Genomic DNA, 21039 nt, shown 5'->3' on the forward strand with positions numbered 1-21039 from the left:
GCGCGGCCGCCCCGGCGGAAACGGGCGTTTACATAGGTGAGGCTGGGTGGCTCGCGAGGGTCAGCGCGGCCCGCTCGCGCGTCGGCGGAGAGCCGCGTCGACCGCGCGGCCTTCGGGCGTGGGCTCTACGCGCACCGGGCCGATGGTCGGCTCTCGGTGGATGTGGATCAGGCCCAGGTCCTGCAAGGCCCACCACACGTTCTGCCGGGCGCCGACGCCCCTCAGGCCGCATCGATAGACGTTGACGGCGGGCCGGTAGATCGTGGCAGGTCCGGTCAGGGAGGCGATCGCGCGTAGCAGCCTCTTCTCGGGCTCGCTCAGGGCGCGAGGCAGGGACATGGATGGGCTCCTCATCAGCGGCTTCGTGGGATGGCGGGTGGGTGGGAAGCGCATCAGGAATGAGGGCTGGAGGAGGCCGAGAGGGGCGGGAGCGGCCCAGAGAGCTCTATGTCGGTGATGTCGTAGGACTCCTCTCCGCCGGCCGCGGTCCGGAAGGCGAAGTACACCTCGACCGCGTGCTCGTCGTCCGCGGGGGCCTCGGTGGGAGCGTCGCCGTTCGAGGTGATCCGGTGCCAGCTGGCGCGGATCCGGGCAGCGAGCTCGGCCAGGGCCTCGGCGTAGGAGCTGTGGACGGTGAATCGGCCTGGCGTCCTGGCGTCGTCGTCGTGCTGCAGGAGCCATACCGTGGTGACGGCCAGCGCTTCGGCCACGGTGGCGGGCACCATCACCTCCTGCAAGCAGTAGCTCTCCCGGCCGCCGACCGCCGCGAAGTAGGCGTCGATCGCCTGCTGGTTGTCCTGCGGCGGGGTGTCCGGCGCCTGCTGTCCGAGGATGTCGCCGACGACGTACCAGCGTTCACGCACCTCGGCTGCCAGAGCGGCTGTCGCTGCCGCTGGAGAGGCGAACAGCATGGTGACGGCGCTGCGGGGCCCGTCGCTCTCGTAGCGGAACACGGCGATCTTCACATCCTGCATGGCTGGAGTGAGCGGCAATTCGTCCGGGAGGTCGACCTCGCGCTGCCCATCGTCGCCGTCGACGGTGTCCCAGCCGAGGTCGGTGAGTTCCTGCTCGGTGAACGCGAAGCGGAGCGCGTCGGTCAGGATCGCCGCGACGTCGTTCAGGACGGGGTCAGGCAGAGCGGAGGTCGGCCTGTACCGGTGCCAGAGCGTCTCGTTGTCGCTATGGACGGCGTGCAGGTAGGCGCGGCATCCGTCTCCGTTGGCCGGGATGATGTCGCTGATGTCGACGGTGACGGCGGTCGCGTCTGGCAGGCGTCGCCGGATGAGGTGCGCGGCGTGGGCGAGGCTGCGGTGCAGCAGTTCGGCTCGAACGTCGCGTGCTCGGTCCATCGCGTCTTCGACGGAGGCGGCCAGATGGTCTTCCAGCTCGTGGTCCAGGTCGTCGTTCAGCTCGTGGGTCAGGGGGTCCTGGACGGGTGTGTGCGTCACTGTGATCCTTTCTTGTTGGCCAGGGTGGGTGGTCACAGGTCGTCGTTGATCAGGCCCGCGGCGAGGACGACCTTCTCGGCGAACGCGTTCTGCACATTGGGTTGGGTGTAGCCACAGACGTGCTCGTCGTAGGCGGCCAGTTCTCCGGCGAGGGCCGCCCATCCCTCCTCGGTGAGGTGGGCGCCGTGGAACTCCTTCAGGTAGCTGGCGAACCATTCGCGATCGAGGTAGTTGACGGCGACCGGGCCGATGTCAGCAAGGTCGAGGAGCGCCTTGGTGGCGTCGCCGCCGTACTGCTCGTCGACCAGCCGCTGCAGCATCTGGCGTGGCGTCGGCTGGGCGGCGCGGGCTCTGTCGCTGTCGTCGAAGACGGTGGTGTGGCCGACATCCACGCGGAGCGGGACGGTGGCGTCGGCGCGCAGGAGGCCAGGGCGCGGCTCGTCGACGTTGACCGACACCTGGACCACTCGCAGCTCGGCGTCGAGGTAGAGGTACACCTGGACGCCGGCGACCTCCAGGCACGGCAAGGTGTCTTCGGCCATCGGCAGGAATCGGGCGTCCCGGTTGGCCAGGTCGCAGGCGATGAGGTCGGGCCAGGCGGGCGGCTGGTTGATGCGCGCGAGCCGGACGACGGGCGTGTTTCTCGGGAGGGGGTTTGGGGTGAACCATCCGTGGGTCGCGGTGAGGACGAGGCCGTAGGTGAGGATGGGCCGCACATCGGACAGGGTGAAGGGGAAAGGGAACTGGCGGCCGTTGAGGCTGAGGATGACGTCGGCGGGCTCCAGGTCTCCGGCGGTGACCTGCTCGGTGTCGCTGGTGTCGAGTTCGAGCGCGGCGGCCTTGATGGCTTCGATCCGGCTCGTCAGCTCCGCGGCGCGGGACGGCCTGATGGGGGTGTTCATGTCGTTCTCCAGGTGGTTCGGGGTTTGCGTCTACGGGGCGAGGTCGAACAGGGTGGGCGGCGGGATGGTGGGCTGGGCGCCGAGTTCGGGGACGTCGTCGCCGACGTGTTGCTTCCACCAGTCGGCGAACAGGGTGCGGTGGCACCAGTCGTCGGGCGGGGTGAGCTTGTCGAAGCGGTCGAAGCACAGCAGCACGAGCGGGCGCCCGGGCTCGTGCGTCGCGGCGATGCCGGTCAGTTCGGCGTGGATGGCGCCGACGCCGATGGCGTCGAGGTGGCGGCGGTACAGGAGGGTGTAGGCGTCCCTGGGCCGGCCGAGGAATTCCCGGCGGGGGGTGATGAGCTTGGCGTGGCCGGCCAGTTGGTAGGCCAGGGCGAAGCGCGGCAGGCCGACGGTGGTGCGGACCGGGAGGCCCATGAGCGGCAGGAATTCCTGGTAGGTGCAGGTGGCCAGGGCGAGATGCTGTCCTGGGCTGGCGGGTGCGGACGGGTCTTGCTTGGGCACTGGGCGGTTCGCCTTTCTCGTGCGTCTGGGTTCGGGCGGTCCCGGCGCGCGTGCGCGCCGGGACGTGTGGGTTGGTCAGATGAGGTCGCCGCGGATCGCGTACCAGCGGCCGAGGACCTCGCCGTACTCGTCGTGCTGGCCGTTGTCGACGATGGTCACGTCGCGGGAGAAGCCGCCGTCGGTGCGGACGGCGATGGCGGTGACGCACATGATGTTGCCGCCGCGCAGCTCGGCCTTGGCTGGGGCCATGACGTAGCCGATGTAGTAGCCCTTGGCAGCGTCGTTGGCGCGGGCGTTTGCGGCCTTGCGCGCCTTGGACGGGCCGAACCAGCCGGCCCGGCGGCCGTTGGGGTCGTCGCTGGCCAGGAGGGTGAAGTACCAGCCCCACTCCCCGTCGGTGAGGAGGGCGGGCACGAGCGCGCCGCTGGTGTCGAACAGGGCGGGGAACAGGGCGCGGCCGCCGGCTTCGTTGATGTCGGCCTGCAGGCGCAGTTCCTGGGCCACCATGCTGGAGCCCCACTGGGACAGGCAGCCGTCGGTGTCGGACCGCTCGTAGGAGGTCTGGGCCTTCTTGTCGTGGTCGGCGGCCTGGGCGCGGAGTGCGGTGGCGGTGTCCATGGGGGCGCTCCTGGTGGTGGTACGAAGTGGTTGCAATTCATACACTACACTTCGGGGGCTACAGTTGCAATTGTTACCGCACAGGTTGAGGGCAGGAAGGTGGCCTTGACGAGGAGTTTTACCTGCCCCCAGCCCTCCTTACGCTTCGGCGGGTATGCCCCGGGCCTCACGCCTGCGAGCGGTGATCAGCTCTCGCGCCTGCCCGACGGTCAACCCTTCCAGCTCGGAGGCAAGGATCTTGCCCTGCACCTTGTCGTAGGGCAGCGTGTCGGTGTCCATGCGCTCATGGGAGATTCCCTTGCACATCTCGGCTGTGGCGACCGGACCTGCCGTGATCCACAGGTGGCTCCACGGGATCGTCAGCGACTTGGGGTTCACGCGCAGAACCTCCACGGCGACCCCGTGAAAGATCACGAAGTCGCCGCGAGAGAAGTCCTCGCGGCTCCACAGCTTCACGCCGCGCTCGGCGGCCTGGGCGAGAACCTCCTGCCAGTAGAGGATCTCGCCTCGCAGGTACTCGAGGTCGGCCTCCAGGACCGCCCGCCGCTCGGCGGAGGGGCGCAGCCGGGCCACGCGCGTGCCGTCCTCCTCCGTGGAGACGATCTCCGCACGGTCCGGCAGGTCCTGGCCTTCGTAGTACTCGCGGAGTGGGCCTTCGATCTCACCGATGAGCCTGCGCTCGCCGGCGGCGAGCTTGTCCAGCCGCCGGCGGGTGGTGCCGACGTCCTCGCGATGGTCGCGGTAACGGGCCGCTGCCTGCTCCCTACCCGCCCAGTAGCGGCCCTTGTCCCGCTCCTCGACGGCCTTTCCTTCCTGGGTGTGCGCCCAGTCCAGAAGGCGGCGGTGTCTCCGTTCGCTGTGGTGTCCGACGAGGATGGGCTGCCCGAGGGGCACGTGGCTCATCCGTTCCCGGACCGCTTCCCGGCGCGCGTCACCCGACGCGATGTTGCGCGCGGCCCGTTCCCCGTACCGTTCCGCGCGGTCCTCGGCTCGGTCGTTGCGCTTGGCCTCTGCCTCGGCGAACGTCTGCCCGGCAGTCACGTCGTCGATGTCGATCTCGACGACGAATCCGGCCGCGCGCAGCGCCTCGGCCGCACGGTTGATCGTCCACCGATCGGCCCGCTTGTTGCGGGAGTTCCGGATGTAGATGCCGACGTTGCGTGACGAGCGGAACCACGGGCGGACGACCTCCCACACACCGTCGCCCCGGCGGCTGCCCTCCAGCAGAGTGCCGTCAGCGCGGGTGTGCACGATGCGGATGACTCCGCGAGCGGGAGCCTCCTGCGTGCCGGAGCTCTGGGACTCGGTCATGATCACTCCTCGATGTCGAGCGTGACGGCGAAACCGGCCTCGCGCAGCGCGCGGGCGGCGTCGGTGATGAGCGGCTTGTTGGGGGCGCCGGCCGAGCGCGGGACGAAGATGCCGGAATGGCGCGAGGCGTAGAAGCCGTGGTCGCGGGCCACGTTCCACACGCCGTCGCCGGAGCTGGCGCCGAGCAGGTGGGTTCCTCGGGCGCGGGTGTGGACGATGCGTACGGGGTCGTCGGCGGAGATGTCGACGGTGACGGTGAAACCGGCTGCGCGCAGTGCCTCTACCGCTCCGTTGATCTTGGCGAGTTTCGCGGTACGGCCGGTGGATCGCCGGATCCCGATCCGGCTCTCGGAGCGAAAGAGCATGAACCCGTGGCGGCGGACGATGTCCAGGACGCCGTCGCCAGGCCTTGTGCCTTCGATGAGGGTGCCGGCCGCGCGGGTGTGCACGATGGTGAGGGGCGTCCGGTCTTCCGGGGACTGGTTCATCGCCCGCCTCCGGGCGAGGCTGCCAAGACGTCCTGGTCGAAGTGCTGGCGGGAGGCGGCGCGCGCGTCCTCCCAGAAGTGGGCTCGTGGCATGCCTTTCTCGCAGGCGACCACGAGGACGTCGGTCGCGTCCGCGGTGCGGGCATGCCAGGCGGCCGTCCAGGACTCGGCCTGCTCGCGGCTGGGGGCGTGGACCGCGTACACCTCGCAGGCTCCGCCCTCGAAGCGTGTGTGATCTTCAACAGTGACGGTCCAGACGTCGACGCAGCCGATGCCCATCAGTTCGGCCAGGTCGGCGGCGATGGCGACCGCGTCGGCGCGGGAGCGTCGCCACTGCCTGGGTCTGGCCGGATTACCGGCGGCCTCCTGCTTGTGCAGCCGCGCGCGCTCGGTCTTCCAGGTTTCGAGCCGCTCGCGGAACGCTTCCATCTCGAAGCGGGTCATGGCGTCGATGTCCTCTCGGTGGTCAGGCAGCGAACAGGTGGAGCTGGCGGGGTTGGGCGAGGTGCCAGGAGTGGTTGCGGAGCCGGGCGCCGCCGCCGGTCGGGATGACCGCGATGACGGTCTCCAGGCACGGCACGCCCGAGCTGCGGAACGCTTCGATGGGCAGACGGGTGAACTCGCCGCCGCTGGCGTGGACCAGGGCGCGCAGCTCGGTGTGGGCGCGGTCGTTGCGCCAGGTGATGCTGCCCGGCATCACGGACACGAGCAGTGCGTCGTCGGCGAGGAACCCGATCGCGTGGTTGACGTGCTGGACCGCGGAACTGAACGGCGGATTCATCACGACTCGCTTGAACCCTTCGCTGTAGTCCCGCGGGCTGATGTCGGCCAGGAAGTCGCCGCACGTGACGGCACGGGCGTAGCCGCCGGCCTCGACGGCTGCCGCCCGTCGAGGATCGAGCTCGACGCAGTCGACGACCGCTCCGCGCGCCGCGGCCGGGCCTGCGATGGCTCCGGTCCCGGCAGAGGGCTCCAGGACGGTCAGTCCGGCGTACTTCTCGCTGATGCCCGCCAGGGTGAGCAGGTCCTCCACGATGGTGGGCGGGGTGGGGAACCAGCCCTGGTCGCGGCCGGAGGTGAACTCACCGGCGAGCAGGGCGTGCCGCATCATCTCCTCGATGTCGTGCTTGAACACGTGGGCGCGCACGGCCTTACGGCCGTCCCAGCGTCCGCCTGCCTCCTTGAGCAGTTTGTTGACCTGCTCGTAGGTGGAGCGGTCGAGCTCGAAGGGGATGCTGATGCGGTCGCCTTCGATGCGGGTGCGGCCGTCGGTGAGGACGGCGAGCACGTCGTCGGGAATCTTCACGAGTCTCCTCTATTCATATCTGAACTCAATTTCGCTATGGCTTTGATAGCTCTTGCGTGAGGGGTCGGCGCACGCCCCAGCGGAGGCAGAGGCCCTAGTCGCAGGTCCTTGTGCGCGCCTCGTCGATGACCTGGGAGATCTCGGCCAGGGTGAGGTGCCGGGTGGGCCGATCATGGCCAGGCCAGAACAACCAGTAGACGGGGTGTGCGCCGGGTGCACGGTGGGCGGTGTAGCCGTCGCCGGTGGCGTACGTTGCTTCAGGGTGGAGCACGTCGCCGAAGGCGACCCGGATGGACACGGCGGCGGTGGCCAGCTTGGCCAGGTGGGTCATCGATGTCTCCTTTGTCAGCACACCGGGGTCAGTCGAACAGGGAGCCTTGGATGCGACGGGCAGACTCTTTCGACGGACGTTCTCTCACGACACCCATGGAGTAGCCGCCGCCGGGTGCGTAGCCGGGGACGTGACGGCCGCCCATCGGGCGCCGGGTAGCACGAACCGGGCCGCCGCGGTCGAACCAGCCAGCCGGGTAGACAGCCCGCGCCTCGGCCTCCCATCGCTCGAGGGCGGCTCCTGCGTAAGGGCGCTCCGCCATGACGGGCAGTTCCCGCCATCCGGGGAAGGCGTGGTCGCAGCCGTCTTCCACGGCCGCGTTCTCCTCGCTGCGGTCGGGGCCGGTGTGGCCGCAGCCGCCGCACAGGGACCGGTAGCGCAGGTGGTATTCGGGCTGCTTCACGGTGGGCGGGGCCGGGTCGCCGGGCTCGGCGGTCCAGGAGCAGACGGTGGTGCGGCAGTGGCCTCCCGGCTCGCCGGGCAGCGGGTGGGTGATGGCGATGCCGGGCGTGGGGCCGTTGGTCACCCGGGTGCTCATCTCGTGCGGCATCGATCCTCCTGTGGCGTTTGCGTGGCCGGTCATGCGCGGCGGGTGCGGCGGGCGCGGGTGCCGTGCGGGCGGCGGGGCCGGCGCTCGATCGCGGCGGCGAGCGCGTCGCGCTCGGCTCGCAGGGCGTCGAATGCGGCCCACTCCTCGGCGGCGACCGGCTTCGAGGTGTACATGGCGTCGTTGAAGCTCTCCGCCCAGCTGGCGAGGTTTTCCTGCCGCTCGGCGAGGTCGGCGCGCACCAGGCCGATCTCGTCGGCCCGCAGCGGCCGGGCGTGGGAGCGCCGGCGGCGGCGGTCGATCCGGGCGGCCAGGAGCAGGAGCTGGGCGGGGGCGCCCTCGTCGGCCACGTCGTAGGCCCGGTCGTCGGCGACATCGTCGGCCCGGTTGTCGGCTCGGTCGTGGGCGGTTTCGCGCAGCGCGTCGGTGATCAGCGCGCATTCGGCGGCCGACACGGCGAACGTCTGCCGGCCGCTGTCGCGGGTCAGCTCGCGGCCGATGTCCTCGGCGAGGGTGCGGTAGTCGTAGGCGCGTGCCTCTCTGCGGCCGCAGGCGTCGCAGATGTCGATCTCCGCGTCGGGGCAGAAGCACCAGCCCGGCCCGTCGTTGAGGTAGGAGGCGCCGAAGAGTCCGTCGACCACGAGCTTCCAGGCGTTGACGCGGAGGGTGATGCGGGTGCGGATCGCGGCGGGGTGTGCGGGCATGCTGACGCCTCCTGGTGGATTTCGGAGAAGATTTATATCATTATCATAGTCCACAGCGATCCTGATAGTCCACTGTTTGTGCTGGTGGAACGGGGTTTTCGCCGCCCCCCGGGGTCCGGTGGCGACGCTAACCCGGCCCCGGCTCGACGTCCGGGCCGTCGCCGGGTTCGGGCTCCCACCTCGGCGCGTGCACCAGGACGCGGCCGCAGCCGTCGCAGCGCAGGTCGTCGTCGCCGGCGTACAGGTCGACCGTCCACGGATGGACGTCACCGACGTGCCCTCCCGCGTCGGCGAGCGCTTGGGCCTCGGTGTCGGAGATGCAGCCGGGCAGGCACAGCACTCGCCCGTTGCCGAGCTGGTGGGCCAGCGGGCGCAGGCCGGGCCGCCGCAGCGCGGGGCCGGTCAGGTTGTCGTCAGCCATGGCTGGTGGCCCCCTTGGGGAAGTCGGTGAACGGACCGGTGATCGTCACCTGGGACCGGTGGCCTCGTGGCCCCACGGCCCAGGCGAACTTGTGCTTGCCGCCATGCGGCACCTGGCGAGCGCACACCTCGCGAAGGGCTTGGGCGATCCATTCGCGGCGGCACTGGCCGGGACGGCGCTCGCTGGCTCCTCTGGCGACCAGGAGCTGCTCGGTGGCGCGCGCGCCTCGCTCGCCCTTGCGAACTTTCTGCAGTCCCCGTTCCTGCACGACGGTCGCGTCCGGCAGCAGCCACTCCAGCCGCGGGCTGGTCCGGCCCAGGTAGGTGCCGTTGTGCGCCCGGTAGATCGTGCCCCTGTGGCCGGCGAACACCATCTGGCCGGCCGCGGTGAAGCGGGCCACCGGGTCGGCGTAGGCGAGCACGCCGCGCACGCCTTGCTCTCCGGCCAGCCGGAACACCTCGCGCAGCGTGGCCGTCTCCCCGCCGTGAGGAATCTCGTCGAGCAGAACGAACCGGCCCAGGACGACGCTCTGCACGCCGGGGTCCAGGCCGGGAAAGACGTTGGCGAGGCTGGCGTCGTTCGTGGGTCGGGCGAAGGCGGCCACCCCGACCAGCCGCTCCCGCGCCGGGTCCGACAGATCGAACAGCCCGAACTGGGCGTCGTCCAGACCCGGCAGGCGCGTCGACGGGTAGGAGCCGCTGTAGTGATGCTGCTTGACGAACGCCTTCCCGTCTCCCTCGCTGATCGCTTTCACGCCGTACAGCTCGGGCCGGAACGCGCCGTATCGCTCCGCCTGCCAGGTGAAGCTTCTGTCGCGCCAGCGCTGGCCGTGGTCGGAGACGGGGTCGAGTTCCAGCGCGGCCTGGGTCCAGCGGCGGCTCACGGGTGCAACCGCTCTGCCGTGCCGGCGAGGAGGCGGCGGACGGCCCTGAGTGCGCCTGTGGCGCGGGAGAGTCCCGCGGCGAGCGTACGGAGTAGCAGGGGTTGCCGAGGCGAGCTGTGGCGAGCATTGCGCCGCCTGGCTCGGGGCTGGGCCTCGGGAACGGACACCGGGGACAGCGCGGCGGGCAGCGGCTGGACGACGCGCAGCTGGCTGGGCTCGACCTGGAGGGCGTGGCCGTAGGTGCCCCAGACGAACGCCTGGCCGTCCAGGACGAGGACGTCGCCCCGGGCGAACGGCCGGTGGCCGCCGGCGGTGTAGGCGGCGTGGTGGGGCAGCGCGATCGCGCGCTCGGCGGGGGCGGGTCCCATGGCACTGAAGGCCCAGAACAGGTCGGCGGCGGTTGCCGCTGCGAGGTAGGGAGTGAGCCCGCCCGGCAGGGTGCAGGTGTAGACGGCGGCGAGCCGGTCGCCGGGGCGGTGCCGGCGCTCGGGGTGGCCGTCGAGGTTGAGCAGGACGGTGACGCGCATCTGGCTGCGCTCCGGAGGTGCGAGGGCGGTGCTGGTCAGGTACGACGGTCGCCGACCGTGGCCTTCTTCGGCTTCGCGCCGCGCGGCGAGGCACTGGGCGGCGTCGCACGTGTCGAGCTGCCGGCGCTCGCGGCCGGTCCACTCCCAGGCGCGCTGGCGGGCGCGGCACCAGGTACATATGGGCGCCGGGGCGAGCTCCACGAGGGTGGTGACGTGGATGGGCAGGCGCCAGGTCCGTGCGTTGCGCACGAGGCTGGCGACTCGGGCGTTGCCGAGCCGGTCGGCGAGGATGGTCCAGCGGGATCCGGCGTAGGTGACGCAGTAGAAGCGGCGCGCCTGGACGGTGGCGGGCATGGTGGCCTCCCGGGAAGGTGCCGTGCGAGCTATCACCCGCACGGCACACTATGGTTCGGATAGCATGTCAGGCAGCGGGGGACGCGACGACGTCCGGCGAGACCTGCAAGGCGCTGGCCCGGACGGACGCGGCGGCCTGGGCCTGGCGGAGGTTGGCGGCCGCCTTGCCCGCCACGTCCTTCAGGTGGTCGATCCGCAGCTTCTGACCGTTCACGCCGCCGGGAACACCCGAGAGGAGCAGGGCCAGCTCTGCGGCGTCGGCGGTGGCGAGCTCGGCGAGGATGGCGGTGGCCCCAGCCAGCTTGTCGATCTTCGTCACGATCAGCTTGCGCTCGTGGGCGATGCGCTCACGCTCCTCGGCCGGCACGTCCGCCTCGCCGAACAGGTTGGCCTGCTCGGCGGCGGCGACCTTGGAGTCGGTCGTGTCGGCCAGGACGAACATGCTGCCTTGGCTGGCTTGCCTGGTCTCCTCGTCGCGGCAGGCCTGCGCGAAGGCCTCGGCCTCGCGCGCGCTGGCGAAGTCGCCGCGCACCCAGCGGGTGAGGAACCGCTGCTGGTTGTCTGGGGCGAGGTTGGCGACGTACCAGGCGAGCCCGACCGGCAGGTGGCCCTTGCTCAGGGCTTCCTGCACGGGTAGCGACAGCTTCAGCAGGTCGATCCTCCACTTCACGTAGGCGGGCGACTTGCCGCACATGCTGGCGACCTCGTCCAGCTCGTAGCCGGTCTCGATCAGCCTCTGGAAGCCGTCGGCCTCCTCCAGGGGCGTCATGTCGACGCGGCCGACGTTCTCGGCGACGGCCTTGGCGAGCGTCTCCCGGTCGCCGTCGGCGATGCCGTGGTGGACCAGGGTGTGCATCTCGGTGAGCCCGGCGATCTGGGCGGCGCGCCAGCGTCGCTCACCCATGATCAGCATGTAGCGGCCGTCAGCGGACGGGCGGACGGTGACGGGCTGCAGCTGGCCGAGCTTCCGCATCGACTCGGCGAGCTCGTCGAGCTTGGCCTGGTCGAAGTGCTTGCGCGGCTGGCCCGGGTCCCGGTCGATCAACGCGACCGGGATTTTCTTCGAGGTGATCTTCGCGGTCGGCGCGGCGGCAGGCTTCGCCGCCCTCGGCCGGGCCGGCGTGGTTGCCTTGCCGCTCGCCCGGCCGCGCGGCTTGGTGCCGCTGGTGCCGGATGCGGCAGTGCGGCCGGCGCCGGGGGCGTCGGGGGCGTGGTGCGGCTCGGCCGCTGCGGTGGTGCCGGATTTGGACGTGACTGCCATGGGGGCCTCCTTGGAAGGTGAGGTGCCGCTCGCGAGGCGGGTGGCTGGACACTTGTGATATATCAAAATCATAGCACTCTGTTGATCTTGCTGCCAGCGATTACGACCGTTTGACCTGCGAAAATGCGCCGAGCGCGTCCCACCGCCGGCAGGGGTGGGACGCTCCCAGGGCGTCAGCTGCTGATCCGGATCGGCATGAGCAGGTGCCGGTAGTCCGCCATCGGCTCGCCGTTCTCGGCGAGCCCTGTGATGACTGCCGGCTTGGTGTCGCCGTTGACGCTGATCCGGGCGGTTTGCGCGAGGACGCTTCCCAGGGCCTCCAGCAGGAAGGCGTGGTTGAACGCGATCGTGAAGGCCTCGCCGTCCCAAGCCGCGGGGAGCCGCTCGACCCCCTTGGCCTCATCAGCCGACCCCGCCTCGATCGTGACCTGGCCACGGGCGAAGACGAGTCGAACCGGCGCATTGCGCTCGGCAACGAGGGCCACCCTCTTCACAGCTTCTGACAGCGCCACGGTCGACACATCGGCGTACGCGGTGAACTCGGCAGGCATCAGCTTCCGGAAGGCCGGAAACTGAGGATCGAGAAGCCGCATGGTCATCCGGCGTCCGCCGCCGGCGAGCCCAATCATCCCGCCGCCGTACTTCTCCTCCAGTCCTGTGAAGGAGACTTCGACCTCGCCGTCCGCGAAAGACTTCGCCGCCGCGGCGAAACCCCTTGCCGGGACCATCAGCTCGGCGGTGAACCCCTGCACCTCCGGGGTCCAGGTGAGCTCGCGCACGGCCAGGCGGAAGCGGTCGGTGCTCGCCAGGGTCACCGTGTCCCCGCGGATCTCTGTCCGCAGGCCCGTCAGCATGGGCAGGTTGTCGTCTCGCCCTGAAGCCGTTGCGGCCTGGGTGGCCGCAGTACAGAGCACTCGCGCGTCGATCCGGCCCGACGGTGCGGGCAGGACGGGCAGGCTCGGGTAGTCCTCGACCGGCAGGGTCAACAGCGTGAAGACGGCATCGCCGCACATGAGCACGACCTTGGCACCTTCGATCGAAACATCGACGTGCTCATCAGGCAACGCTCGGACGATCTCGGCCAGGAGCTGGCCGGGGACTAGGAAGGCAGAGGTGTCTCCCGACTCGACCGCGATCGACACCTCTGCTGACGAATCGTAGTCGAAGGCGGCCAGCTTGAGCTCGGTCGCGGTGAGGTCCAGGCGCATGCCGGCCAGCACCGGTACGGACGGGCGGCTGGGGAGCGCCTTAGCCGTCCAGGTGACAGCCTCGGCGAACGCGGCCCGGTCCACCCTGAACTTCGCGACGCCCGCCTTCGCCTCGGGCTGGACCTTCGCCTCGGGCTGGACCTTCGCCTCGGGCTGGACCTTCGCCTCGGGCTGGACCTTCGCCTCGGGCTGGACCTTCGCCTCGGGCTCGGTCTTCACCGTGGACTCCGCCTTGGCCTTGGGGTTCCGGGTGGCCCTGGTACGGGACTTGGACTTCGGCTGAGACTCAGTGCTGATGGACATGCTGGTGCTCCTTCTCGGTCGAGAAATGGGAGGATGCGGCCTGCCCTCATCTGGGCGGGCCGCCGGGCGGGAGTTACGGAAGGGTCGTCCAGGAGCCCGCAGGCAGGCTGCGGGTCACCTCGCCGTGGAGGCCAACGGGGTTGACCTCGGTGTCGTCGGCGGCCTTGAAACACCAGTTGCCGATGCGGCGCGGCTCACGACGGTGGCTGCCGCGGGAGATCGGGATGTTCATGCGGGCCTCTCCTGGCACTGCCGCAGCTGGGCAGTGAGCTCGGCGCGCAGGTCGGTGGTGCGCTGGTCGGCTTCGTCTTCGAGGTCGAGCAGCATCTCTTCCAGTGCGCGCACTTCGGGAACGAGGTCGAGCACGGGCTCGCAGCAGGGGGTGCTGCAGATGGTCAGGTCGCTGGGCCGGACGGCGTGGACGCCACCGACGGACTCGATCCGAGCGGCGGCGCTCTGAACGCTGATGGCGAGGAGGATGTGACGCTCGGTGGGCCGGCCGGTCCAGTGGACGTGGTAGGGCGGCATTCGCGTGTACATGTGGGCGCGGCTCCTCTCGATCGGGTGGGTGGAGGGACGGGCGCGGCCGGTTGCTCGGTCCGCGCCCGGTAGCCACGTGTCAGGCCAGGAGTTCCTCGAGCTCGTTGGCGTCGCGGGCCAGGAGACGGTTGGCCTCGCGACGGATCTCCGTCTTCCACACGGAAGTGCTGGTCGCCTCGTCGTAGCTCTCCAGCCCGAAGATGATGAAGTCGTGGACCAGGCCGTGGGGCGTGCGCTCGTGGAGGCTCTCGGCCAGGTGCCTGAGCGGCTTCAGCGCGGGGTTGACGAGGTCGGCAGCTATCCGGTCGGGAAGGGTTTCGATCAGGCTGGACATGCTCGGCGTCCCTTTCGGGTTGGGGATGTTTCGATTTTCATATCATCATCATAGTATGCATCGGCCATGATAGTACAGAGATCGCTCTGAGAATACCGATAAAGGACCAGGTCAGAGTACTTCTCTCGAAGATCACGGATGCGCTGGCCACGCTTCAGGAAGGCGGTCTGTTGTATGGCCTCCGATAGATCCGCGACCTCCGACCACGTAGCACCGCCACCCGCGCGACCTCGGGTCGCGCCTCCGTCTGGGCTGCATCCGTGACGTATGCCTGGGCGCATCGAAGCTCTCGGAGTGCCACGTGGCGCTCCAGCCCGATGGCCCGCACGCCGAGTGGACGGCCGGAGCCGGGGCGCCGCCCTCACGGGATGGCCGCCGGGTGACTTCCTGTCGTCCGTGGGCTCGGTGCGCGGTCAGGCAGAACGGCGGGCGAAGAGGTCGAGTTGTTCCGTCCGGCCCGGTTGGTATGGATGGTCCGCATCCCCGGGCAGGACGGCGGCTGGATCAAGGGTGGGGTCGGGGCGGCTTGCGTGATGCACGCAGCAGTTGCCCAGGTGCCACTGACAGCCGTCGACCAGGCGGCCTCCGGAGCGGCGCGCCAGATACCAGCCGTAGTTGTGCTGCGACAGAAAGGTTCGGGCTTCGGCGACGCTTTCGACCCTGAGGAACATCTGTCGGTAGCAAGAATTGACCCTGCAGGTGATGACCACCTTCGCGATCTTCTCGGCGACGATGCCAGGGAACTGGGCGGCGTGCAGGGCTCGCGCGGCGTCAGCGGTTTCGACGTCGTAGAGGCCGTTGCCCTCACACGAGCAGTCGGTGTACGGGGGGTGCTCGCAGGTGATCTTGATTCGTGGCATGGGACTACCTCCCGTGGTCGATCGGGGTCCCGCCGGCTCGGATCTGAGGCGGGAGAAGATTGCCGAACTTCAGAGATGTGGCCGTACCGGGCTAACAGATTCGCAGGGAAGCCCGACGGCTGGTGGGCTCGCGCTCCGTCTCGCCGGCGATGTTGACGGCGAGCGCCAGACAGATGACGGCGCCGACGATGACGAGCGCGATGAGCGTCACTACGGGGTTTGATCTTCTCCGCATGAAGCCGCTTTCCAGGGGTGCATGTCGGTCAGGGGAGGCATATGGCGAGGACGGCGTACCGGACAGGCTCCAGGTACGTGCCCTTGGGGGCGGCCATCTTGTAGCTGGCCTCGTAGGCCCACTCGTCAGGGCCGCAATCCCAGACGATCGTCCACTGCCTGCCGTCGAAGCCTTCGTCCATCAGCTCAGGCGCGTATCCGGGGTCCGCCTTGTAGGCGGAGATGAGCTCGGCGACGAACGCCTCTGCCGTTGCGCGGGTGCAGACGTAGGTGTAATCGATGTCGAGCACGGCGGTCCTTTCTCTGTAGGGGGACGGCTCACGCCGTGACGGCGTGAGCTATCTCGGTGACGGCGGGGCTATCAGGCGCGCGCGGCGCGCAGCATGTACAGCCGGTCCGCGTCGGTCATCGTGTGGCGGTAGTAGGAGGAGTCGTCGGTGTAGTAGGTGTGGACGACGTACCGGCCGCCCTCCTCGGCGACGACTCCCGCGACTCGGGCGGCGAAGCTGTCGTACTCCCCGCCCGGGACAGTGGGCTCGCCGGGGATGGCGACGATGTCGCCGGGCTGAATCCGCTCGGCGCGCACCGTCATGTTGACGGGGACGGTGGAGATGGCGTTGCAGGCGGGGAAGCCGAGGATGGTGGCGGTCATGCTCTCTCCTTGAATGGTTGTTCTTGAAGTTCTTATATCATTATCATATTCCACAACGTCATTGATATCCATATGATCGTCGGTTGAATCGAGGAAGTTTTCGCAGGTCAAACGCCAAAAGCCCTCACACGAATATGCGAGGGCTGGCGCGAATGAGTGACGGCTACCCCGCGGGGGGCTTCACCTGGACTTGGACGGTGACGGACAGCTGTGGCCGGTACTTCGCGACAGCGTTCGGCTGCTTCATCCCCAAGGCGTCAGCGATGTCATCCCACGTGACGTCGGCGTTACGGGCCGCGGCTACCGCCTCTAGCTCGGCTCTCTCGGCATCCTGGAAGGCGCGAACGGCATGGCGTACGGCCACCAGGGCGGGCGCCTTGGGGTCAGGCTCGCCCTGCCAGGTGGTTCTGGCGGGACGAGATGCGAGGTGCGGCTTGTACTTGCGGACCGCGTTCGGCTGGGCAACCCCCAGTTCCTCGGCGATCATCCGCCAGGGCGCTTTGACGTGGCGCGCATCGACGACGGCCTGCGTCACATCATCCTCGGCATCGATCAACGCCCGCTGTGCCCCCCGTAGAGCATTCAGCGCCTTGACCCTCTCGTCCTCACTCATAGCAGGAGCATTGCATGCTATGCCACTGATAGCAACTTGGCTGGTTCCGCCGCGCGGCGCAGGCGAGCGCCCCTCAGAGCCGCACGTCTCCGAGGGGCGCACTCTGCCACGTCCAGCTGCTCGTTCGCAATGACCGGCTGTCCCTCGGCCGTGGCCCGAGGTCGAGAGCGGAGGCCCGCGACCCCGGCCGGCCATGCCTCTCACCAGTCGTGCCGCTTGCAGCGGGGATCGCGGATGACCATGCCGTACCGCATGGCCCAATGACAGCCGCACCGCAACTCGTTACCCAGGACGATGTACAGCCGGATGTAGAACCAGACCTTCACCCATAGAACTCGGGTGAGGTCGCCCCGCCTCATCCCTGCCCAGCCGCACGACCGCACATCTGGCCGCAGCCGCCCGGCTGCTCCGCCCCCGTCATCAGCTGCAGATCCGCGACCGTCAGCGCGTCGGGGTCCGGCGCTATCGCGAGTCCCGCGTTCGCCATCATGGCGACCTGCCGCAGCAAGAGCACCGCGGCGTCCAGCTCGTCACCGGACGGCACGATCCCTGCGAGCAGGTGAGCCAGATCCTTGCACGCCGACCTGACCCGCACGTGGGCTTCGCGGCGCCGCTCGGACGCAGGTGGATGGAAGGTGAACCACGCCTCGATCTGCCGGTGCAGTCCGTCCTGCCGCAGGCCGACCTGCTCCGCGCTGTCTGAACTTCCCTCGGCTACGTTGACGCCGGTCATGCCCGAGCCGCCTTCGTCACGATCTTCACGGGTGCGGTCGCGCCGCTGCGGTTCTTCTCCTGCCCTGCTTCGTACGCCGTGGCGTACGGCGAGCTTTCGGTCCCATCGTTGTAGACGACAACGAACTCGCTGACCGTCCTCTTCTTGTTGCAGCCGCACATGACGTTCTCCCTCCTGAACTTCGGCGTCCTGACGGCCGCCGCGTCGCTCCTTGCCCTGGGCCTGATCACACGTTGCCGAACACCCCCGCTTCGGCTGCATCCGCGACGGTGGTGGCCCACGACCGCCAGGCGACCACCTCCTCTGCCGAGGATCGTCCCGAGCAGTGGCAGCACCAGCCGAACAGCTGATGAGCCGACTGGCTGTGCCCCAACGGCAACTCCCTCCCGTGCTCGGCCCCCGGTCGGGCCTCACGGGTCCGGAGGGTCGGCCTTGGCAGGGGAGGGTCAACGTCACTCATTCGCGAGGTCCTCAAGCACCGCACGCGCGTCGTCCACGCAGGAGAAACGGCCTGGCAGAGCGCCGCCCCGGTTGGCGATGCGGTAGAAGACGAGCCCGTCCTGGCGCATGAAGTAGATGCGCCGGTCGCGGTGCTCCTCCAGGAGTCCTTCCGAGTAGCCGAGGGCAAGCCGCCCGCCAGCCACGTAGTCCCGGGCGTGCTGGATCAGCCCCTCGGGGACCTCCACGTTCACGCCGAGCTCGGCATGGATCCTCTGGTACAGGCCGGTGAGCAGCAGACGCATGTCGATCTGACCAGGAGCGACCGCTCCGGCCACAGAGGTGATCGTCTTGATGCGGCGTATCAGCTGCCGGCACTCTCGCGACAGCTCGGGCGGCTTGCTGCGGGAGTGCAGGTGGGCCTCGGCCAGGTCGTGCCAGAGCTCGACGAGTTCCTGCCGTAGTTCGGCGAGTAGCCGGCGTTGCGCGCCCCGCGTTCCGGTCATCGGTCGCCGTCCGGGCAGTTTCCGGCTGAGCTGGTCATCGCCTGGTCGATGGCGGCGTTGACGGCGGCAAGCGCTGACGGGTACGGCGTCAGGGCGTTGCTGATGACGGGGGCCAGCTGCCGCCAAAGGTGGGTCTGGTCAGCTGGGATCATCGCCCAGCCAGGGTGTCCACAGCGGCGGGCGCAGAAGGCGGCCTTGGGCTGCAGAAAGAAGCCAGACAGGACGTACTCGATGTCGTGGCCGTTGCGGGCACAGTCGAGACGGTCCAGCTCGGCCTTCGCTCCTTCGAGGGTGTACAGCGGTCCGGGCAGCGACTCAGACAGCTCCATCGGGACCGGCTCCTTTCTCAAGTGCGCGCATCAGCCACCGCGTCTCGTGCAGCTGGCCGGTGCGCAACAGGTCCCGGACGTACTCGTCGACCAGGTGGATGAGATCGACGCGGTTCGGCAGCACCTGCCGCAGGCAGGTCCAGGCGTCGGCGAGAAGCCGGTCGAGGTCTTCTTCCCGGGCGGGGATCTCGGTGTACAGACGCCAGGCAGGCAGGTGCTGATACTGGGAACGTCGAGCCCGGGTCAGGAGGCGTTTCCCGGCTACTTCGAGCGCTCTCATGACCGCGACGTCGGCGGCGAGCGCGACGCACGCCGGCTCGTCGTCGGATGGTTCCGGTGGCGTGGTCATCGTCCCGCTCAGTAGTCGTCCAGCTGAGTGGCGGCGATGCCGTACAGCCACGAGGCCCCGGCGACGGTCGCCGCCGCCTGGAACCAGGTGCGGTCGCCCCATCGGCAGGCCGCCGGCACGACCAGGACGGCCACCCAGATGGACGCACACCAGCCGCACTGGACCAGGTAGGACACACGCGAATCGGAGCCGTATCGTCGCTCGATCCAATCGCGGAGTGGGGCGGCCAGATAGTCAGCGTTGAGAAACCTCGTGACCCGGAAGACGATCGCGAGGACAGCGAGGATCAGTGATACGGACACAGATCAGAACTGTAGCCATATGGCATCAAAGGCCAGGTCAGAGGCGCTTTGCCGTGTCGTGGGGTTGGGCTGGCTCGCCGGTGGCGGCGGCTCGCCCTGGCCGCCAGGCGCTGAGCCGGGGATCCGAGTCCGCCGTACGGCCTTACACGGCGGACTCTGCGGGAATGCCGCACACGACGGCTATCGCGAGCGCGAGCAGGGCGGCATAGAGGGAGACGAACGCGGTGATGGCTGTGTAGGCGGCGTACAGGAGCAGGGCCAGGGACAGCGTCGCTGCGCAAAAGAGCAGCAGGCCATGGCGCTTGGTGTAACGGGCGTTTCGGCGCGGCTGCTGCGTGCGTGAGGACATGACGGACTCCCCGATTCCCTGAATGGCGGTAGCCGAAACCCTATCCAGCTATGAGGGGTCAGTTGGCAGTGTCCTACCCATGACGCGCCGTTCTTTACTGAGCGTCGAGAACGTGATGCCGGCAGGTCAACGTCTCCGGCTGCCGCGTCCAGAACCTGCCGTCCCGGGGCTGAGCGTCGCTCGCGCAGCTGCCGCTGGCTCAACCGGCGAACAGGATGATCGGGATCGAGGCAAGGGGCAGCGCGCCCAGAACGATGAGGCTCACCCAGTGCGGTCGGGTAGCCCTTACCCCGGCCTGGATGAGATCGACGCAGGAGGCGACGATTCCCGCCGCGAGGAGCATTCCGGCTCCGAGTGACATGCCCAGGGCCGTCAGGAGCGTGATGGCGGTGGCCGCGAGCAGCAGCGCGATGACGGCGAACGCAGCGATGGAGACGATGGTCCGCCTCAGCATGGGCGGCAAGGTCCGGCCTGAACGCCCGGCCTGTTCGTTCATGCGTGGGCGGAACGGTCGCCCGACAGGGCGCCCGCCTGGTCAGCGGCTGTCTCCAAGCAGCCCGATGCGATGGCAAGGTGGCCGTGTGCCTCGCTCAGCCTGTTGGCGATCACACCCCATGCGCCGCGCTTGGTGGATGCGCCGTGGCTGGACGTTACGAGACCGGCGTAGTCGAGGATCGCGGTGAGCGCTTCGGCGCCGCGTGCCAGGTGGACGAGCACGGAGGCGGAGTCGACGGTGACCTTGTCGTCCGAGGCGAGCCTGAGGGCAGAGCGCAGGTCGGCCAGAGCCAGGGCGGCGCGGGCAGCGTGCGTGGTCGGGCAGTCTTCAGGCCCCTTGGCGTCCAAGGAGATGACCAGCGCCAGCACCGTCTCCTCCACCTGGGAGGCGGGCACGGGATGGGCGGCTGTCGCGACGCGGTCGGCGCCACCGTGCAGCATGACGTAGAAGAGATTCGCCGGTGCCGCGCTGAGTTGGAGCTGGTAGCGGTGGGCGGCGTGTGACGGGACTCGAATGCGGGTCAGGTCGATCATGCGCTGGTCCTCTCTACGGGTCAGCGATCTTCAGGCGAGCAGGCGGCTCACCCGGCCTGGGGCATGGCGGCTGGCTCGGCGTTCTTGGCCCAGCCGGTGGGAATTCTCGTGACCACGTGCGCGTCCGGGTTCAGGCCGAGGTCGAACTGCTGAACGCGTGCGGCGTCAACGATCTGCTCGTCGTCGGCGTGCGCGGCGGGATTGCGCGGAATGACCAGATCGGCGCGCCTGGTGGAAGTCCCGGCGGTGAGTCGGTAGCCGATTTCGAGGGGGTGGTCATCGCCGGGCGGGGTGTCGACGTATCCGCCGACGATCAGCGTGACCTCGCCAAGGCTGGCCGTCGTCGATTGGTGGCTTGGGCCGGCGCCATCCCAGATGCGCTGAACCCGGATGCGTCCGACCAGGGCGGGCTGGGCGGTTGCGAGCGCGTCACCGGCGAGGAGGGTGAGGTAGACGCCCGGCTTGCCGTCGATGATGACGGCATCTCCGCGGGCCGGGCTGCACATTTCGTCGGTGCGCATGGTGTCCCTTCAGGTGAGGCGTAGTGAACGATGCAATTCTTACACTACAGATATATGGAGACTGTTACAAGAGTCTCCTTGTAGGAGAATGCTAGAGGGATGCACCGGGTCACGCTGAGCGCGCAGCCGGGCGGC

35 protein-coding genes are annotated in these 21039 nt (G+C 69.1%); all 35 read right to left on the reverse strand.

The genetic code is table 11. The annotated features are described in order from the left end of the window. Positions 1-60: 60 nt before the first annotated feature. Positions 61-339, reverse strand: a complete 279-nt coding sequence (locus ACIBEJ_RS00730; protein ID WP_397180450.1) for a hypothetical protein — start codon at positions 337-339, stop codon at positions 61-63. Between the two features lie 53 nt (positions 340-392). Next, positions 393-1448: a hypothetical protein gene (locus ACIBEJ_RS00735; protein ID WP_397180451.1), complete on the reverse strand. Its 1056-nt coding sequence runs from the start codon at positions 1446-1448 to the stop codon at positions 393-395. A 32-nt stretch (positions 1449-1480) separates the two neighbouring features. Continuing rightward, positions 1481-2350 (reverse strand): hypothetical protein, encoded by an 870-nt coding sequence (locus ACIBEJ_RS00740; RefSeq protein WP_397180452.1) that lies wholly within the window; start codon positions 2348-2350, stop codon positions 1481-1483. A 30-nt stretch (positions 2351-2380) separates the two neighbouring features. Continuing rightward, positions 2381-2854, reverse strand: coding sequence for a hypothetical protein (locus ACIBEJ_RS00745; protein WP_397180453.1), 474 nt, complete (start codon positions 2852-2854; stop codon positions 2381-2383). A 75-nt stretch (positions 2855-2929) separates the two neighbouring features. Beyond that, positions 2930-3472 (reverse strand): hypothetical protein, encoded by a 543-nt coding sequence (locus tag ACIBEJ_RS00750; protein ID WP_397180454.1) that lies wholly within the window; start codon positions 3470-3472, stop codon positions 2930-2932. Positions 3473-3610: 138 nt separating this feature from the next. Continuing rightward, the gene (locus ACIBEJ_RS00755; RefSeq protein ID WP_397180455.1) at positions 3611-4783 is read right to left on the reverse strand and encodes a DUF3560 domain-containing protein; all 1173 of its coding nucleotides are present in this window, start codon (positions 4781-4783) and stop codon (positions 3611-3613) included. Positions 4784-4785: 2 nt separating this feature from the next. Beyond that, the gene (locus ACIBEJ_RS00760; RefSeq protein WP_397180456.1) at positions 4786-5271 is read right to left on the reverse strand and encodes a hypothetical protein; all 486 of its coding nucleotides are present in this window, start codon (positions 5269-5271) and stop codon (positions 4786-4788) included. Continuing rightward, positions 5268-5714, reverse strand: a complete 447-nt coding sequence (locus ACIBEJ_RS00765; RefSeq protein WP_397180457.1) for a hypothetical protein — start codon at positions 5712-5714, stop codon at positions 5268-5270. Before ACIBEJ_RS00765 ends, ACIBEJ_RS00760 begins: the two co-directional genes overlap by 4 nt. A 22-nt stretch (positions 5715-5736) precedes the next feature. Continuing rightward, positions 5737-6576: a hypothetical protein gene (locus tag ACIBEJ_RS00770; protein WP_397180458.1), complete on the reverse strand. Its 840-nt coding sequence runs from the start codon at positions 6574-6576 to the stop codon at positions 5737-5739. A 94-nt stretch (positions 6577-6670) separates the two neighbouring features. Then, positions 6671-6907, reverse strand: a complete 237-nt coding sequence (locus ACIBEJ_RS00775; RefSeq protein WP_397180459.1) for a hypothetical protein — start codon at positions 6905-6907, stop codon at positions 6671-6673. A gap of 28 nt (positions 6908-6935) precedes the next feature. Next, a complete protein-coding gene (locus ACIBEJ_RS00780) occupies positions 6936-7457 on the reverse strand; it encodes a DUF6349 family protein (protein WP_397180460.1) in 522 nt (173 codons plus the stop codon). 29 nt (positions 7458-7486) lie between these two features. After that, the gene (locus ACIBEJ_RS00785; RefSeq protein ID WP_397180461.1) at positions 7487-8158 is read right to left on the reverse strand and encodes a hypothetical protein; all 672 of its coding nucleotides are present in this window, start codon (positions 8156-8158) and stop codon (positions 7487-7489) included. A 127-nt stretch (positions 8159-8285) separates the two neighbouring features. Further along, positions 8286-8579, reverse strand: coding sequence for a hypothetical protein (locus ACIBEJ_RS00790; protein WP_397180462.1), 294 nt, complete (start codon positions 8577-8579; stop codon positions 8286-8288). Then, positions 8572-9462, reverse strand: coding sequence for a hypothetical protein (locus ACIBEJ_RS00795; RefSeq protein ID WP_397180463.1), 891 nt, complete (start codon positions 9460-9462; stop codon positions 8572-8574). Before ACIBEJ_RS00795 ends, ACIBEJ_RS00790 begins: the two co-directional genes overlap by 8 nt. Next, complete coding sequence (locus ACIBEJ_RS00800) at positions 9459-10343, reverse strand: hypothetical protein (RefSeq protein ID WP_397180464.1); 885 nt, start codon at positions 10341-10343, stop codon at positions 9459-9461. The genes ACIBEJ_RS00795 and ACIBEJ_RS00800 overlap by 4 nt, the downstream gene beginning before the upstream one ends. Positions 10344-10410: 67 nt before the next feature. Then, complete coding sequence (locus ACIBEJ_RS00805) at positions 10411-11604, reverse strand: ParB/RepB/Spo0J family partition protein (RefSeq protein ID WP_397180465.1); 1194 nt, start codon at positions 11602-11604, stop codon at positions 10411-10413. Positions 11605-11777: 173 nt separating this feature from the next. Next, positions 11778-13115 carry a DNA polymerase III subunit beta gene (gene dnaN / locus ACIBEJ_RS00810; protein ID WP_397180466.1) on the reverse strand — a complete coding sequence of 446 codons (1338 nt, stop codon included), beginning with the start codon at positions 13113-13115 and terminating at the stop codon, positions 11778-11780. A gap of 73 nt (positions 13116-13188) precedes the next feature. Further along, positions 13189-13347: a hypothetical protein gene (locus ACIBEJ_RS00815; RefSeq protein WP_397180467.1), complete on the reverse strand. Its 159-nt coding sequence runs from the start codon at positions 13345-13347 to the stop codon at positions 13189-13191. Next, a complete protein-coding gene (locus ACIBEJ_RS00820; protein WP_397180468.1) occupies positions 13344-13655 on the reverse strand; it encodes a hypothetical protein in 312 nt (103 codons plus the stop codon). Before ACIBEJ_RS00820 ends, ACIBEJ_RS00815 begins: the two co-directional genes overlap by 4 nt. A 79-nt stretch (positions 13656-13734) precedes the next feature. Further along, a complete protein-coding gene (locus ACIBEJ_RS00825) occupies positions 13735-13989 on the reverse strand; it encodes a hypothetical protein (protein ID WP_397180469.1) in 255 nt (84 codons plus the stop codon). Positions 13990-14402: 413 nt separating this feature from the next. Next, on the reverse strand, positions 14403-14849 hold the full coding sequence (locus tag ACIBEJ_RS00830) for a hypothetical protein (RefSeq protein WP_397180470.1): 447 nt from the start codon (positions 14847-14849) through the stop codon (positions 14403-14405). 263 nt (positions 14850-15112) lie between these two features. Next, positions 15113-15373 (reverse strand): hypothetical protein, encoded by a 261-nt coding sequence (locus ACIBEJ_RS00835; RefSeq protein WP_397180471.1) that lies wholly within the window; start codon positions 15371-15373, stop codon positions 15113-15115. A 71-nt stretch (positions 15374-15444) separates the two neighbouring features. Next, entirely contained in the window at positions 15445-15735 is a 291-nt protein-coding gene (locus tag ACIBEJ_RS00840; protein ID WP_397180472.1) for a hypothetical protein, read from the reverse strand. A 163-nt stretch (positions 15736-15898) separates the two neighbouring features. After that, positions 15899-16348, reverse strand: a complete 450-nt coding sequence (locus tag ACIBEJ_RS00845; RefSeq protein WP_397180473.1) for a hypothetical protein — start codon at positions 16346-16348, stop codon at positions 15899-15901. Between the two features lie 200 nt (positions 16349-16548). After that, positions 16549-16674, reverse strand: a complete 126-nt coding sequence (locus ACIBEJ_RS00850; protein ID WP_397180474.1) for a hypothetical protein — start codon at positions 16672-16674, stop codon at positions 16549-16551. Positions 16675-16703: 29 nt separating this feature from the next. After that, positions 16704-17081: a hypothetical protein gene (locus ACIBEJ_RS00855; RefSeq protein ID WP_397180475.1), complete on the reverse strand. Its 378-nt coding sequence runs from the start codon at positions 17079-17081 to the stop codon at positions 16704-16706. Then, positions 17078-17311, reverse strand: a complete 234-nt coding sequence (locus tag ACIBEJ_RS00860; RefSeq protein ID WP_397180476.1) for a hypothetical protein — start codon at positions 17309-17311, stop codon at positions 17078-17080. Before ACIBEJ_RS00860 ends, ACIBEJ_RS00855 begins: the two co-directional genes overlap by 4 nt. Before the next feature lie 222 nt (positions 17312-17533). Beyond that, positions 17534-18025: a hypothetical protein gene (locus tag ACIBEJ_RS00865; RefSeq protein WP_397180477.1), complete on the reverse strand. Its 492-nt coding sequence runs from the start codon at positions 18023-18025 to the stop codon at positions 17534-17536. Continuing rightward, positions 18022-18354, reverse strand: a complete 333-nt coding sequence (locus ACIBEJ_RS00870) for a hypothetical protein (RefSeq protein WP_397180479.1) — start codon at positions 18352-18354, stop codon at positions 18022-18024. The genes ACIBEJ_RS00865 and ACIBEJ_RS00870 overlap by 4 nt, the downstream gene beginning before the upstream one ends. After that, positions 18341-18703: a hypothetical protein gene (locus tag ACIBEJ_RS00875; RefSeq protein ID WP_397180480.1), complete on the reverse strand. Its 363-nt coding sequence runs from the start codon at positions 18701-18703 to the stop codon at positions 18341-18343. Before ACIBEJ_RS00875 ends, ACIBEJ_RS00870 begins: the two co-directional genes overlap by 14 nt. Before the next feature lie 8 nt (positions 18704-18711). Continuing rightward, complete coding sequence (locus ACIBEJ_RS00880) at positions 18712-18879, reverse strand: hypothetical protein (RefSeq protein WP_397180481.1); 168 nt, start codon at positions 18877-18879, stop codon at positions 18712-18714. Positions 18880-19147: 268 nt separating this feature from the next. Beyond that, positions 19148-19354 (reverse strand): hypothetical protein, encoded by a 207-nt coding sequence (locus ACIBEJ_RS00885; RefSeq protein ID WP_397180482.1) that lies wholly within the window; start codon positions 19352-19354, stop codon positions 19148-19150. Positions 19355-19553: 199 nt separating this feature from the next. Beyond that, a complete protein-coding gene (locus ACIBEJ_RS00890; protein WP_397180483.1) occupies positions 19554-19850 on the reverse strand; it encodes a hypothetical protein in 297 nt (98 codons plus the stop codon). After that, entirely contained in the window at positions 19847-20383 is a 537-nt protein-coding gene (locus tag ACIBEJ_RS00895) for a hypothetical protein (RefSeq protein ID WP_397180484.1), read from the reverse strand. Before ACIBEJ_RS00895 ends, ACIBEJ_RS00890 begins: the two co-directional genes overlap by 4 nt. A 47-nt stretch (positions 20384-20430) precedes the next feature. Continuing rightward, positions 20431-20904, reverse strand: a complete 474-nt coding sequence (locus ACIBEJ_RS00900) for a hypothetical protein (protein ID WP_397180485.1) — start codon at positions 20902-20904, stop codon at positions 20431-20433. Positions 20905-21039: the final 135 nt, after the last annotated feature.

Origin of the sequence: Nonomuraea sp. NPDC050790 (assembly GCF_044456745.1) — a bacterium.
Taxonomy (GTDB): Bacteria; Actinomycetota; Actinomycetes; order Streptosporangiales; family Streptosporangiaceae; genus Nonomuraea.

Excerpts from the sequence above, each read along its gene's own strand:
- ACIBEJ_RS00730 (WP_397180450.1), bottom strand. The coding sequence starts at position 339 with ATGTCCCTGCCTCGCGCCCTGAGCGAGCCCGAGAAGAGGCTGCTACGC.
- ACIBEJ_RS00740 (WP_397180452.1), bottom strand. The coding sequence starts at position 2,350 with ATGAACACCCCCATCAGGCCGTCCCGCGCCGCGGAGCTGACGAGCCGG.
- ACIBEJ_RS00750 (WP_397180454.1), bottom strand. The coding sequence starts at position 3,472 with ATGGACACCGCCACCGCACTCCGCGCCCAGGCCGCCGACCACGACAAG.
- ACIBEJ_RS00755 (WP_397180455.1), bottom strand. The coding sequence starts at position 4,783 with ATGACCGAGTCCCAGAGCTCCGGCACGCAGGAGGCTCCCGCTCGCGGA.
- ACIBEJ_RS00760 (WP_397180456.1), bottom strand. The coding sequence starts at position 5,271 with ATGAACCAGTCCCCGGAAGACCGGACGCCCCTCACCATCGTGCACACC.
- ACIBEJ_RS00765 (WP_397180457.1), bottom strand. The coding sequence starts at position 5,714 with ATGACCCGCTTCGAGATGGAAGCGTTCCGCGAGCGGCTCGAAACCTGG.
- ACIBEJ_RS00775 (WP_397180459.1), bottom strand. The coding sequence starts at position 6,907 with ATGACCCACCTGGCCAAGCTGGCCACCGCCGCCGTGTCCATCCGGGTC.
- ACIBEJ_RS00780 (WP_397180460.1), bottom strand. The coding sequence starts at position 7,457 with ATGCCGCACGAGATGAGCACCCGGGTGACCAACGGCCCCACGCCCGGC.
- ACIBEJ_RS00785 (WP_397180461.1), bottom strand. The coding sequence starts at position 8,158 with ATGCCCGCACACCCCGCCGCGATCCGCACCCGCATCACCCTCCGCGTC.
- ACIBEJ_RS00790 (WP_397180462.1), bottom strand. The coding sequence starts at position 8,579 with ATGGCTGACGACAACCTGACCGGCCCCGCGCTGCGGCGGCCCGGCCTG.
- ACIBEJ_RS00800 (WP_397180464.1), bottom strand. The coding sequence starts at position 10,343 with ATGCCCGCCACCGTCCAGGCGCGCCGCTTCTACTGCGTCACCTACGCC.
- ACIBEJ_RS00805 (WP_397180465.1), bottom strand. The coding sequence starts at position 11,604 with ATGGCAGTCACGTCCAAATCCGGCACCACCGCAGCGGCCGAGCCGCAC.
- dnaN (WP_397180466.1), bottom strand. The coding sequence starts at position 13,115 with ATGTCCATCAGCACTGAGTCTCAGCCGAAGTCCAAGTCCCGTACCAGG.
- ACIBEJ_RS00815 (WP_397180467.1), bottom strand. The coding sequence starts at position 13,347 with ATGAACATCCCGATCTCCCGCGGCAGCCACCGTCGTGAGCCGCGCCGC.
- ACIBEJ_RS00820 (WP_397180468.1), bottom strand. The coding sequence starts at position 13,655 with ATGTACACGCGAATGCCGCCCTACCACGTCCACTGGACCGGCCGGCCC.
- ACIBEJ_RS00825 (WP_397180469.1), bottom strand. The coding sequence starts at position 13,989 with ATGTCCAGCCTGATCGAAACCCTTCCCGACCGGATAGCTGCCGACCTC.
- ACIBEJ_RS00830 (WP_397180470.1), bottom strand. The coding sequence starts at position 14,849 with ATGCCACGAATCAAGATCACCTGCGAGCACCCCCCGTACACCGACTGC.
- ACIBEJ_RS00840 (WP_397180472.1), bottom strand. The coding sequence starts at position 15,735 with ATGACCGCCACCATCCTCGGCTTCCCCGCCTGCAACGCCATCTCCACC.
- ACIBEJ_RS00845 (WP_397180473.1), bottom strand. The coding sequence starts at position 16,348 with ATGAGTGAGGACGAGAGGGTCAAGGCGCTGAATGCTCTACGGGGGGCA.
- ACIBEJ_RS00855 (WP_397180475.1), bottom strand. The coding sequence starts at position 17,081 with ATGACCGGCGTCAACGTAGCCGAGGGAAGTTCAGACAGCGCGGAGCAG.
- ACIBEJ_RS00865 (WP_397180477.1), bottom strand. The coding sequence starts at position 18,025 with ATGACCGGAACGCGGGGCGCGCAACGCCGGCTACTCGCCGAACTACGG.
- ACIBEJ_RS00870 (WP_397180479.1), bottom strand. The coding sequence starts at position 18,354 with ATGGAGCTGTCTGAGTCGCTGCCCGGACCGCTGTACACCCTCGAAGGA.
- ACIBEJ_RS00875 (WP_397180480.1), bottom strand. The coding sequence starts at position 18,703 with ATGACCACGCCACCGGAACCATCCGACGACGAGCCGGCGTGCGTCGCG.
- ACIBEJ_RS00885 (WP_397180482.1), bottom strand. The coding sequence starts at position 19,354 with ATGTCCTCACGCACGCAGCAGCCGCGCCGAAACGCCCGTTACACCAAG.
- ACIBEJ_RS00890 (WP_397180483.1), bottom strand. The coding sequence starts at position 19,850 with ATGAACGAACAGGCCGGGCGTTCAGGCCGGACCTTGCCGCCCATGCTG.
- ACIBEJ_RS00895 (WP_397180484.1), bottom strand. The coding sequence starts at position 20,383 with ATGATCGACCTGACCCGCATTCGAGTCCCGTCACACGCCGCCCACCGC.
- ACIBEJ_RS00900 (WP_397180485.1), bottom strand. The coding sequence starts at position 20,904 with ATGCGCACCGACGAAATGTGCAGCCCGGCCCGCGGAGATGCCGTCATC.